Source organism: Streptomyces sp. NBC_00376 (assembly GCF_036077095.1).
In the GTDB taxonomy this organism is placed as follows: domain Bacteria; phylum Actinomycetota; class Actinomycetes; order Streptomycetales; family Streptomycetaceae; genus Streptomyces.
Genome location: NZ_CP107960.1, coordinates 2,360,866 through 2,372,965 on the forward strand (window position 1 = coordinate 2,360,866; position 12,100 = coordinate 2,372,965).

Here is a 12,100-nt window from a genome sequence, read left to right on the forward strand (position 1 = left end):
CCGAGCACCTGCCATTCTCGTCTGCCATGAACGACGACTGGTATCTGCAAGCGGGCAGTGGAGCGCGGTTCGACTGGGGGCCCACGGGTGCCGAACGGCTCTCGTCGGCGGTCGCGTGTCTGGTGGTGATCGACGTACTGTCGTTCACCACCTCGGTGACCGTGGCCGTGGAGTCCGGTACCCGGGTCTTCCCGTATGCCTGGCGTGACGCGTCGGCATCGGCCTTCGCCGACCGTATGGACGCACAACTGGCCGTGGGGCGACACATGGCCGGCTCGGCATCCCCTTGGTCGTTGTCGCCGGCGGCCCTGAGAGACGCGCCTTTCACCCCACGTCTGGTCCTGCCTTCCCCCAACGGCTCGGCAATCTCTGCCGCGGCCGGTGGGTCGGTGGTCGTTGCGGGCTGCCTGCGCAATGCGACGGCGGTGGGCCGTTGGCTCGCCCACCACGACTACGGAACACTCGCCCGCCCGGTTGCCGTGATCGCCTCGGGCGAGCGATGGCCGGACGGCAGCCTGCGTCCCGCACTGGAGGACCTGCTGGGTGCGGGAGCCGTTCTCGCGGCGCTCAGGAAGCACCACGGCGGGCCCCTGTCGCCCGAGGCGGCCACAGCGGCCGCGTGCTTCGAAGGAACACCCGATGTCACTGCCGCGGTGACCGCCGGCGCATCCGGGCAGGAGCTCATCTCAGGGGGCTTCCTCCACGACGTGGGCATCGCAACGGAGTTGGACGTCTCCGATGTCGTACCGATCCTCACCAACGGGGCGTTCACGGCAGCCGGATAGCTTCCGCACCAACAGGAAAGGCCCCCGCCAGCTGGCGGGGGCCTTTCCTGTTCTTCGGAGCCCCAATGCGGAATCGAACCGCAGACCTTCTCCTTACCATGGAGACGCTCTACCGACTGAGCTATTGGGGCGTGCTGCGCTGTGCAACGAGATAAAGCATACCCTGAACTCGGGGATGCTCAAAACCACTGGCCGCAGACGACTCTGACGGGCTCTCACCGCACCCCGTACTGCGCTCCTGCCCGCACTCCCGTGGCGATGGCGGGACCTGACGGGACGGAAGCCGGGCCGGCCGCGCGGGCCGTCATCGAATCGGCCGTAGAACGCAGAAAAGCCCCGTGTCCACAAGGACACGGGGCTTTCCCGTAAAAGGAGTTCGGCGGCGTCCTACTCTCCCACAGGGTCCCCCCTGCAGTACCATCGGCGCTGAAAGGCTTAGCTTCCGGGTTCGGAATGTAACCGGGCGTTTCCCTAACGCAATGACCACCGAAACACTATGAAATAAACAACACCGGAACAACACGGCCGTTCGTTATTTCAGAACTAACACAGTGGACGCGAGCAACTGAGGACAAGCCCTCGGCCTATTAGTACCAGTCAGCTCCACCCGTTACCGGGCTTCCACATCTGGCCTATCAACCCAGTCGTCTACTGGGAGCCTTAACCAATCAAGTTGGTGGGAATACTCATCTCGAAGCAGGCTTCCCGCTTAGATGCTTTCAGCGGTTATCCTTTCCGAACGTAGCCAACCAGCCATGCCCTTGGCAGAACAACTGGCACACCAGAGGTTCGTCCGTCCCGGTCCTCTCGTACTAGGGACAGCCCTTCTCAATATTCCTACGCGCACAGCGGATAGGGACCGAACTGTCTCACGACGTTCTAAACCCAGCTCGCGTACCGCTTTAATGGGCGAACAGCCCAACCCTTGGGACCGACTCCAGCCCCAGGATGCGACGAGCCGACATCGAGGTGCCAAACCATCCCGTCGATATGGACTCTTGGGGAAGATCAGCCTGTTATCCCCGGGGTACCTTTTATCCGTTGAGCGACAGCGCTTCCACAAGCCACTGCCGGATCACTAGTCCCGACTTTCGTCCCTGCTCGACCCGTCGGTCTCACAGTCAAGCTCCCTTGTGCACTTACACTCAACACCTGATTGCCAACCAGGCTGAGGGAACCTTTGGGCGCCTCCGTTACTCTTTAGGAGGCAACCGCCCCAGTTAAACTACCCATCAGACACTGTCCCTGATCCGGATCACGGACCCAGGTTAGACATCCAGCACGACCAGAGTGGTATTTCAACGGCGACTCCACAACCACTGGCGTGGCTGCTTCAAAGTCTCCCACCTATCCTACACAAGCCGAACCGAACACCAATATCAAACTGTAGTAAAGGTCCCGGGGTCTTTCCGTCCTGCTGCGCGAAACGAGCATCTTTACTCGTAGTGCAATTTCACCGGGCCTATGGTTGAGACAGTCGAGAAGTCGTTACGCCATTCGTGCAGGTCGGAACTTACCCGACAAGGAATTTCGCTACCTTAGGATGGTTATAGTTACCACCGCCGTTTACTGGCGCTTAAGTTCTCAGCTTCGCCGACCCGAAAGTCAGCTAACCGGTCCCCTTAACGTTCCAGCACCGGGCAGGCGTCAGTCCGTATACATCGCCTTACGGCTTCGCACGGACCTGTGTTTTTAGTAAACAGTCGCTTCTCGCTGGTCTCTGCGGCCACCCCCAGCTCGGAGAGCAAGTCTCCTCACCAGTGATGGCCCCCCTTCTCCCGAAGTTACGGGGGCATTTTGCCGAGTTCCTTAACCATAGTTCACCCGAACGCCTCGGTATTCTCTACCTGACCACCTGAGTCGGTTTAGGGTACGGGCCGCCATGAAACTCGCTAGAGGCTTTTCTCGACAGCATAGGATCATCCACTTCACCACAATCGGCTCGGCATCAGGTCTCAGACTTATATGCACGACGGATTTACCTACCGTGCGTCCTACACCCTTACCCCGGGACAACCACCGCCCGGGCTGGACTACCTTCCTGCGTCACCCCATCGCTTACCTACTACCACCTTGGTTCATCGGCTCCACCACTACCCTCAACTCCGAAGAGATCGGGCCGGCTTCACGGACTTAGCATTAATGGGCTCAGTATTGGGCGTTTCAAAGCGGGTACCGGAATATCAACCGGTTGTCCATCGACTACGCCTGTCGGCCTCGCCTTAGGTCCCGACTTACCCTGGGCAGATCAGCTTGACCCAGGAACCCTTAGTCAATCGGCGCACACGTTTCTCACGTGTGTATCGCTACTCATGCCTGCATTCTCACTCGTGAACCGTCCACAACTCGCTTCCGCGGCTGCTTCACCCGGCACACGACGCTCCCCTACCCATCCACACAGGCGTTGGCCCTTCATGTGTGAATGACACGACTTCGGCGGTACGCTTGAGCCCCGCTACATTGTCGGCGCGGAATCACTTGACCAGTGAGCTATTACGCACTCTTTCAAGGGTGGCTGCTTCTAAGCCAACCTCCTGGTTGTCTCTGCGACTCCACATCCTTTCCCACTTAGCGTACGCTTAGGGGCCTTAGTCGATGCTCTGGGCTGTTTCCCTCTCGACCATGGAGCTTATCCCCCACAGTCTCACTGCCGTGCTCTCACTTACCGGCATTCGGAGTTTGGCTAAGGTCAGTAACCCGGTAGGGCCCATCGCCTATCCAGTGCTCTACCTCCGGCAAGAAACACACGACGCTGCACCTAAATGCATTTCGGGGAGAACCAGCTATCACGGAGTTTGATTGGCCTTTCACCCCTAACCACAGGTCATCCCCCAGGTTTTCAACCCTGGTGGGTTCGGTCCTCCACGAAGTCTTACCTCCGCTTCAACCTGCCCATGGCTAGATCACTCCGCTTCGGGTCTTGAGCGTGCTACTGAAACGCCCTATTCGGACTCGCTTTCGCTACGGCTTCCCCACACGGGTTAACCTCGCAACACACCGCAAACTCGCAGGCTCATTCTTCAAAAGGCACGCAGTCACGACATGCAAGCAAGCTTGCATGCGACGCTCCCACGGCTTGTAGGCACACGGTTTCAGGTACTATTTCACTCCGCTCCCGCGGTACTTTTCACCATTCCCTCACGGTACTATCCGCTATCGGTCACCAGGGAATATTTAGGCTTAGCGGGTGGTCCCGCCAGATTCACACGGGATTTCTCGGGCCCCGTGCTACTTGGGTGTCTCTCAAACGAGCCGTCAATGTTTCAGCTACGGGGGTCTTACCCTCTACGCCGGACCTTTCGCATGTCCTTCGCCTACATCAACGGTTTCTGACTCGTCCCACGGCCGGCAGACCGTGGAAGAGAGATCCCACAACCCCGCATGCGCAACCCCTGCCGGGTATCACACGCATACGGTTTGGCCTCATCCGGTTTCGCTCGCCACTACTCCCGGAATCACGGTTGTTTTCTCTTCCTGAGGGTACTGAGATGTTTCACTTCCCCTCGTTCCCTCCACACTGCCTATGTGTTCAGCAGCGGGTGACAGCCCATGACGACTGCCGGGTTTCCCCATTCGGACACCCCCGGATCAAAGCTCGGTTGACAGCTCCCCGGGGCCTATCGTGGCCTCCCACGTCCTTCATCGGTTCCTGGTGCCAAGGCATCCACCGTGCGCCCTTAAAAACTTGGCCACAGATGCTCGCGTCCACTGTGCAGTTCTCAAACAACGACCAGCCACCCATCACCCCGCTCCGAAGAACAGGTTCACTGGGGCCGGCAACTGAAGGCGACCATCACGGCCGTACCCTCAGATACCCAACAACGTGCCCGACCCGACCTGCCGTCCCCCACGTTCCACGCCGAAGCAGTACTAGTGAAAAACAACCTGTCGTGCCGAATAGTCAACGTTCCACCCATGAGCAACCACCGTCGAACATTTGCCGACGTAGTGGCCTCTGACCAGGCAAGCCCGGTAAGAAATGCTCCTTAGAAAGGAGGTGATCCAGCCGCACCTTCCGGTACGGCTACCTTGTTACGACTTCGTCCCAATCGCCAGTCCCACCTTCGACAGCTCCCTCCCACAAGGGGTTGGGCCACCGGCTTCGGGTGTTACCGACTTTCGTGACGTGACGGGCGGTGTGTACAAGGCCCGGGAACGTATTCACCGCAGCAATGCTGATCTGCGATTACTAGCAACTCCGACTTCATGGGGTCGAGTTGCAGACCCCAATCCGAACTGAGACCGGCTTTTTGAGATTCGCTCCGCCTCGCGGCATCGCAGCTCATTGTACCGGCCATTGTAGCACGTGTGCAGCCCAAGACATAAGGGGCATGATGACTTGACGTCGTCCCCACCTTCCTCCGAGTTGACCCCGGCAGTCTCCTGTGAGTCCCCATCACCCCGAAGGGCATGCTGGCAACACAGAACAAGGGTTGCGCTCGTTGCGGGACTTAACCCAACATCTCACGACACGAGCTGACGACAGCCATGCACCACCTGTACACCGACCACAAGGGGGGCACCATCTCTGATGCTTTCCGGTGTATGTCAAGCCTTGGTAAGGTTCTTCGCGTTGCGTCGAATTAAGCCACATGCTCCGCTGCTTGTGCGGGCCCCCGTCAATTCCTTTGAGTTTTAGCCTTGCGGCCGTACTCCCCAGGCGGGGAACTTAATGCGTTAGCTGCGGCACCGACGACGTGGAATGTCGCCAACACCTAGTTCCCAACGTTTACGGCGTGGACTACCAGGGTATCTAATCCTGTTCGCTCCCCACGCTTTCGCTCCTCAGCGTCAGTAATGGCCCAGAGATCCGCCTTCGCCACCGGTGTTCCTCCTGATATCTGCGCATTTCACCGCTACACCAGGAATTCCGATCTCCCCTACCACACTCTAGCCTGCCCGTATCGACTGCAGACCCGGGGTTAAGCCCCGGGCTTTCACAACCGACGCAACAAGCCGCCTACGAGCTCTTTACGCCCAATAATTCCGGACAACGCTTGCGCCCTACGTATTACCGCGGCTGCTGGCACGTAGTTAGCCGGCGCTTCTTCTGCAGGTACCGTCACTCTCGCTTCTTCCCTGCTGAAAGAGGTTTACAACCCGAAGGCCGTCATCCCTCACGCGGCGTCGCTGCATCAGGCTTTCGCCCATTGTGCAATATTCCCCACTGCTGCCTCCCGTAGGAGTCTGGGCCGTGTCTCAGTCCCAGTGTGGCCGGTCGCCCTCTCAGGCCGGCTACCCGTCGTCGCCTTGGTAGGCCATCACCCCACCAACAAGCTGATAGGCCGCGGGCTCATCCTTCACCGCCGGAGCTTTCAACCCCGTCCCATGCGGGACAGAGTGTTATCCGGTATTAGACCCCGTTTCCAGGGCTTGTCCCAGAGTGAAGGGCAGATTGCCCACGTGTTACTCACCCGTTCGCCACTAATCCACCCCGAAGGGCTTCATCGTTCGACTTGCATGTGTTAAGCACGCCGCCAGCGTTCGTCCTGAGCCAGGATCAAACTCTCCGTGAATGTTTTCCCGTGATCGGGACAACACAACACGAGAGCGGAACGACCGGACGGAATAAGACCGGTCGTTCACAGCGTCCTCGCTGTGTAAATTGCCCACCAGGTCAGTGACCTCGCGGGACTTTCAAAGGAACCTCCAACCTGCCGAAGCAGGCCGGGGTATCAACATATCTGGCGTTGACTTTTGGCACGCTGTTGAGTTCTCAAGGAACGGACGCTTCCTTTGTACTCACCCTCTCGGGCTTTCCTCCGGGCTTTTCCCTTCGGTCTTGCGTTTCCGACTCTATCAGACTCTTTCGTGTCCGATTCCCGGTCGAAGCGGGATCCTGCTTTTCGCTTTCCAGTTCTTCGCTTTCACGTTTCCCTTTCCGGCGGTTCCAACCTTACCAGACTCTTTTCCGTTCCGTTTCCGGTCCGAATTTGAATTCCGGTGGCCTTTGGATTGGCCTTGCCTTTCGGCGGATCCGACTTTATCAGAAGTTCTGAGTCGGAATTTCCACCCCGTCCTGGGTGCTCAGCGCACACGAGTGTGCGCGGTGCTTCCCGGTCAGGCGGAGCCGTAAACGTACTGGAGCGGGGCGCCCCGATGCAAATCGGGGGCCCCGCTCCGGAGTTCACGCCTGTCTGTGTCAGACCTCGACGACGACCGGAAGGATCATCGGGCGCCGGCGGTAGGTGTCGGAGACCCACTTGCCCACCGTGCGGCGGACGAGCTGCTGGACCTGGTGCGGCTCCAGCACGCCGTCCTGGGCGGACCTGTTGATCGCTTCCTCGATCTTCGGCACGACCGCGCTGAACGCCGAGTCGTCGATGCCTGAACCGCGGGCGTGGATGTCCGGTCCGCCCGTGATCTTGCCGGAGGAGCTGTCGACCACGATGAAGACGGAGATGATGCCCTCTTCGCCGAGGATCCGGCGGTCCTTGAGCGAGGTCTCGGTGACGTCGCCGACCGAGAGGCCGTCGACGTAGACGTAGCCCGCCTGGACCTTGCCGACGATCTTGGCCCGGCCGTCGACGAGGTCGACGACGACTCCGTCCTCGGCGATGACGATGTGGTCCTTGGGCACTCCGGTGAGCGCGCCCAGTTCGGCGTTGGCCCTCAGGTGACGCCATTCGCCGTGGACCGGCATCAGGTTCTTCGGCTTGCAGATGTTGTAGAAGTACAGCAGCTCGCCCGCCGAGGCGTGGCCCGAGACGTGGACCTTCGCGTTGCCCTTGTGGACGACGTTGGCGCCCCAGCGGGTCAGACCGTTGATCACGCGGTAGACGGCGTTCTCGTTGCCCGGGATCAGGGACGACGCAAGGATCACCGTGTCGCCGGGGACGATCCGGATCTGGTGGTCTCGGTTCGCCATCCGGGACAGGGCCGCCATCGGCTCGCCCTGGGAGCCCGTGCAGACCAGCACGACCTCGTCGTCCGGCAGGTCGTCGAGGGTCTTGACGTCCACGATCAGGCCGGCGGGGACCCTCAGGTAGCCGAGGTCGCGGGCGATGCCCATGTTGCGGACCATCGAGCGGCCGACGAAGGCGACCCTGCGGCCGTACTCGTGTGCCGCGTCGAGGATCTGCTGGATGCGGTGGACGTGGCTGGCGAAGCTCGCCACGATGATGCGCTTCTGGGCGTTGGCGAAGACCGTGCGCAGGACGTTGGAGATGTCCCGCTCGGGCGGTACGAAGCCCGGGACCTCGGCGTTCGTCGAGTCGGAGAGGAGGAGGTCGATGCCCTCCTCGCTCAGCCGGGCGAAGGCGTGCAGGTCGGTGAGCCGACCGTCCAGCGGGAGCTGGTCCATCTTGAAGTCGCCGGTCGCGACGGCCATGCCCGCAGGGGTGCGGATGGCGACCGCGAGGGCGTCCGGGATGGAGTGGTTGACCGCGATGAACTCGCAGTCGAACACGCCGATGCGCTCGCGCTGGCCCTCCGCCACTTCGAGGGTGTACGGACGGATGCGGTGCTCCTGGAGCTTCGCCTCGATCAGCGCGAGGGTCAGCTTGGAGCCGATGAGGGGGATGTCCGGCTTCAGGCGCAGCAGATACGGGACACCACCGATGTGGTCCTCGTGGCCGTGCGTGAGGACGATGCCCTCGATGTCGTCGAGACGGTCCCGGATCGTGGTGAAGTCCGGCAGGATCAGGTCGATTCCGGGCTGCTCCTCCTCGGGGAAGAGGACTCCGCAGTCGACGATGAGCAGGCGGCCGCCGTACTCGAAGACCGTCATGTTGCGGCCGATTTCGCCGAGGCCACCGAGCGGGGTGACCCGGAGGCCGCCCTTCGGGAGCTTCGGCGGGGTGCCGAGTTCGGGATGCGGATGACTCAAAAGACTCTCCTTACCACGCACGCCACGTACCGCTTGGGCACGTGGCGCGCATGTCATTCGTGCACTTGCTGTTGTCTGTGTCTTCGCTCTTGCGAGTGTTCTTCGCGTATTCAGTTGTGAAGTCTGTGGTTACAGCTCTACCCCGCCGGCGGCGAGATCGATCTTGAGCTGGGCCGTTTCCTGCTCGGTGAGCTCCACCAGCGGGAGGCGCAGCGGGCCTGCGGGGAGGCCCTGCAGGGCCAGGGCGGCCTTGGTGGTGATCACGCCCTGGGTGCGGAACATGCCGGTGAAGACCGGCAGGAGCTTCTGGTGGATCTCCGTGGCCTTCTGGACGTCGCCCCCGACGTGGGCCTCGATGAGGGCGCGCAGGTCGGGGGTGACCACGTGGCCGACGACGGAGACGAATCCGATGGCGCCGACCGAGAGCAGCGGGAGGTTGAGCATGTCGTCGCCGGAGTACCAGGCGAGGCCGGAGCGGGCGATGGCCCAGCTCGCTCGGCCGAGGTCGCCCTTGGCGTCCTTGTTGGCGACGATGCGCGGATGCTCGGCGAGCCGTACCAGCGTCTCCGTGTCGATCGGCACACCGCTGCGGCCGGGGATGTCGTAGAGCATCACCGGCAGGCCGGTGGCGTCGGCGATCGCCGTGAAGTGACGGAAGAGGCCTTCCTGCGGCGGCTTGTTGTAGTACGGCGTCACGGCGAGGAGGCCGTGGGCGCCGGAGCGTTCGGCCGTACGGGCGAGCTCGATGCTGTGCCGGGTGTCATTGGTGCCGATGCCGGCGACGACGTGGGCCCGGTCTCCCACGGCTTCCAGTACCGCCCTTACGAGCTGGTCTTTCTCCGCGTCGCTGGTGGTCGGGGACTCGCCGGTGGTGCCGTTGACGACCAGGCCGTCATTGCCTGCGTCCACCAGATGGACGGCGAGCCGCTGGGCACCGTCGAGGTCGAGTGCGCCGTCCGCCGTGAAGGGCGTGACCATAGCGGTGAGGACCCGCCCGAAGGGGGTCTGCGGAGTGGAGATCGGAGCCATGGGTAACACGCTACTCGCTGCTCAGGGCCCAATGCCCCCTCGGGGGGACAAGCGATAGGAGCCCGGCACTGCCTGCTCGGGGGTTCAAGCAGTGCCGGGTCCGTTTGATCAGCCTAGATGAACTTCACGAAACGCCGCAATACGGACACCGCTTACGGGGCTACGCGTCCGTTCTTGTTGAAGGCTGCATGGGTGAGCGGCATGAGACGGGCCCAGTGCTCCTCCATCTGCTGGCCGACCATCTCGATCTCGCGCTGCGGGAAGGACGGCACCTTCGCCAGCTCGTGCTGGGTGCGCAGGCCGAGGAAGTGCATCAGCGAGCGGGCGTTGCACGTGGCGTACATCGAGGAGAAGAGACCGACGGGGAGCACGGCGCGGGCGACCTCTCGGGCCACTCCCGCGGCGAGCATCTCCTGGTACGCCTCGTACGCCTGGCGGTAGGAGTCCTCCATGACGCGGCCGGTGAGCTCCTGCTGGGCCTGGGTGCCCTCGACGAACTCGTACTTGCCGGGGCGGCCCTGCTGGACGAGCTTGCGGGAGGCGTCCGGGACGTAGAAGACCGGCTCCAGCTCCCGGTAGCGGCCCGATTCCTCGTTGTACGACCAGCCGACGCGGTGGCGCATGAACTCGCGGAACACGAAGATCGGGGCGCTGATGAAGAAGGTCATCGAGTTGTGCTCGAACGGGCTGCCGTGGCGGTCACGCATCAGGTAATTGATGAGCCCCTTGGAGCGCTCGGGGTCCTTGGTGACCTCCTCCAGGGACTGCTCACCGGCCGTGGAGACACGGGCCGCGAACAGGACGTCGGAGTCGCCCGCGGCGTGTTTCACCAGCTCAACGGTGACATCGCTGCGGAAGCTGGGCTTTGCGGGCTCGGGGGTCTCGGTCACCGGCGGGGTCCTTCCAGTTGCGTCGCTCGGGCGGCGCCCACTCTACGGGCCACCACTGACAACCGGCCCGGAAGGGCCGTCCAGGGATTTCTTCGACGAATTCGGCGATTAGGGGCACCGATCGGGCCCGCCGAGCGTCTGACTCAATAGCAGCATCCGTAACAGAGTTCAAGGAGACCTTCCTCATGTTCCGCCGGCGTGAATCCGTCCCGTTCTCGTTCGTGGCCGAGAGCGACCGATTCCGCAGTAACGTCACTCCCCCGCCCCGGGAGCGCGCCACCGTCTCGCAGCTGGCCGGCCGTTCCCTCGTCGGGCTGACCGTGGTCGGCGGCCTCGTCGGGGCGCTGATCCTCGGCATGCCCGCGCTCAGCCCCGCCCAGAGCCCCTCGCACGCCGAGCAGACCGAGGCCGCCCACGGGCACTGACTCGTACGGCCCCCTGGGGTGGTCGGGTCGGCGGCCTCCTCGGTAGCCTCACCGGGCACAGCAATCGAGCGTGTTTGTGAGTGAGGATCAGTCGTGCCCCTGCCCTTCCTGACGGCCGACCGTGCGTTTGACGCCAGCGCCGAGGAGATCGCGCTGCCGTTCGACGACCACGACAGCTGGCGGCGCCCGTACCGCCCCGGCCCCTGGCGGGTCGCGGCGGCGGCGTTCCTGCTGCTGCTCGCGTCCTTCGTCCTACTCGCGGGAATGATCATCGCGTTCGCCGGGGCGTTGCCGGGCGCGGCCGTATGCCTGGGACTCGCCCTCGCGGTCATCATCTGCGCGCTGCGGCTGCTGCGGGTGGGTACGTGGGTCAGCCGGCACGGCGTGCGCCGGGTGGGCTTCTTCACCAGCGTCACCGTGCCGTGGAACCGGGTGACCGCCATCCGTACGGTGCAGCAGCCGGTGAAGTGGCTCGGGTTCCCGCGCACGGTCCAGGGGCAGGCGCTGATCCTCGTACGTCAGGGGGGCGAGCCGATTCCGCCGCTGCTCACCGACAACAACGCCGACTTCCTGACGCGGAGCGAGGCGTTCGACCGTGCCGCCGACACGGTGGAGGCGTGGAGCGACGAGTACCGTCGGGTCTGAGGCCTCCGGACAGTTCGGCGGGACGCCCGCCCGGCCCCTTCAGGGGGTGCTGGGACGGGCGTCCTTCATGTGCAGGGCGATGGCGCGCTGCATGGCCTTGCGCGCCCTCGGGGTGTCCCTGGCGTCCTGGTAGGCGACGGCGAGGCGGAACCAGCAGCGCCAGTCGTCCGGGGAGTCCTCGGTCTCCTCGCGGCGTCGGGCGAACACCGCGTCGGCCGAGTCGCGGTCGATGCGGCCGGACGGGGTGCGGACCAGTTCGTCGACCGGCAGGCCGCCCTCCGCGTCGAGCTCCGCGGCCAGTGCGTTCGCCCGCGACACGAACTGGGTGTTCTTCCAGAGGAACCAGATGCCGATCACCGGCAGGATCAGCACCGCGACCCCGAAGGCGACCGTCAGCAGCGTGCCGTGCCGGATGAGCAGCACGCCACGGCTGCCGACCAGGGCGAAGTAGAAGACCAGGACGGCAGCGGTGACGAAGTAAGTGATCTTTGCGCGCAT

General features: G+C 63.0%; 7 protein-coding genes, 1 tRNA gene and 3 rRNA genes. 3 read left to right on the top strand and 8 right to left on the bottom strand.

The features are described from left to right. The first annotated feature begins 26 nt into the window (after window positions 1-26). Window positions 27-785 (top strand): 2-phosphosulfolactate phosphatase, encoded by a 759-nt coding sequence (locus OG842_RS10395; RefSeq protein WP_266729348.1) that lies wholly within the window; start codon window positions 27-29, stop codon window positions 783-785. A gap of 58 nt (window positions 786-843) precedes the next feature. Here the strand turns inward: OG842_RS10395 and OG842_RS10400 are convergent. The 7 genes from OG842_RS10400 to thyX form a co-directional block, all read right to left on the bottom strand. After that, window positions 844-916: transfer RNA gene (locus OG842_RS10400), tRNA-Thr, on the bottom strand. Window positions 917-1,159: 243 nt separating this feature from the next. After that, a 5S ribosomal RNA gene (gene rrf, locus OG842_RS10405) occupies window positions 1,160-1,276 on the bottom strand. 76 nt (window positions 1,277-1,352) lie between these two features. Further along, window positions 1,353-4,476: ribosomal RNA gene (locus OG842_RS10410) — 23S ribosomal RNA — on the bottom strand. Between the two features lie 299 nt (window positions 4,477-4,775). Beyond that, window positions 4,776-6,301 (bottom strand): 16S ribosomal RNA (locus tag OG842_RS10415). Together the 16S, 23S and 5S rRNA genes with 1 tRNA gene alongside form the textbook arrangement of a ribosomal RNA operon. 626 nt (window positions 6,302-6,927) lie before the next feature. Continuing rightward, window positions 6,928-8,613 (bottom strand): ribonuclease J, encoded by a 1,686-nt coding sequence (locus OG842_RS10420; RefSeq protein ID WP_266729349.1) that lies wholly within the window; start codon window positions 8,611-8,613, stop codon window positions 6,928-6,930. Window positions 8,614-8,742: 129 nt separating this feature from the next. After that, window positions 8,743-9,642 carry a 4-hydroxy-tetrahydrodipicolinate synthase gene (gene dapA / locus OG842_RS10425; RefSeq protein ID WP_266729350.1) on the bottom strand — a complete coding sequence of 300 codons (900 nt, stop codon included), beginning with the start codon at window positions 9,640-9,642 and terminating at the stop codon, window positions 8,743-8,745. A 152-nt stretch (window positions 9,643-9,794) separates the two neighbouring features. Then, window positions 9,795-10,532: an FAD-dependent thymidylate synthase gene (gene thyX / locus OG842_RS10430; protein ID WP_124716049.1), complete on the bottom strand. Its 738-nt coding sequence runs from the start codon at window positions 10,530-10,532 to the stop codon at window positions 9,795-9,797. A 185-nt stretch (window positions 10,533-10,717) separates the two neighbouring features. On the opposite strand from thyX, the gene OG842_RS10435 reads away from it, so the two are divergent. Beyond that, a complete protein-coding gene (locus OG842_RS10435) occupies window positions 10,718-10,957 on the top strand; it encodes a hypothetical protein (RefSeq protein ID WP_266729351.1) in 240 nt (79 codons plus the stop codon). A gap of 93 nt (window positions 10,958-11,050) precedes the next feature. Continuing rightward, window positions 11,051-11,602 (top strand): hypothetical protein, encoded by a 552-nt coding sequence (locus tag OG842_RS10440; protein ID WP_266729352.1) that lies wholly within the window; start codon window positions 11,051-11,053, stop codon window positions 11,600-11,602. 39 nt (window positions 11,603-11,641) lie between these two features. On the opposite strand, the gene OG842_RS10445 is transcribed toward OG842_RS10440, so the two are convergent. Further along, on the bottom strand, window positions 11,642-12,100 hold the full coding sequence (locus tag OG842_RS10445) for a tetratricopeptide repeat protein (protein WP_266729353.1): 459 nt from the start codon (window positions 12,098-12,100) through the stop codon (window positions 11,642-11,644).

Excerpts from the sequence above, each read along its gene's own strand:
- OG842_RS10445 (WP_266729353.1), bottom strand. The coding sequence starts at position 12,100 with ATGCGCGCAAAGATCACTTACTTCGTCACCGCTGCCGTCCTGGTCTTC.
- OG842_RS10395 (WP_266729348.1), top strand. The coding sequence starts at position 27 with ATGAACGACGACTGGTATCTGCAAGCGGGCAGTGGAGCGCGGTTCGAC.
- OG842_RS10435 (WP_266729351.1), top strand. The coding sequence starts at position 10,718 with ATGTTCCGCCGGCGTGAATCCGTCCCGTTCTCGTTCGTGGCCGAGAGC.
- dapA (WP_266729350.1), bottom strand. The coding sequence starts at position 9,642 with ATGGCTCCGATCTCCACTCCGCAGACCCCCTTCGGGCGGGTCCTCACC.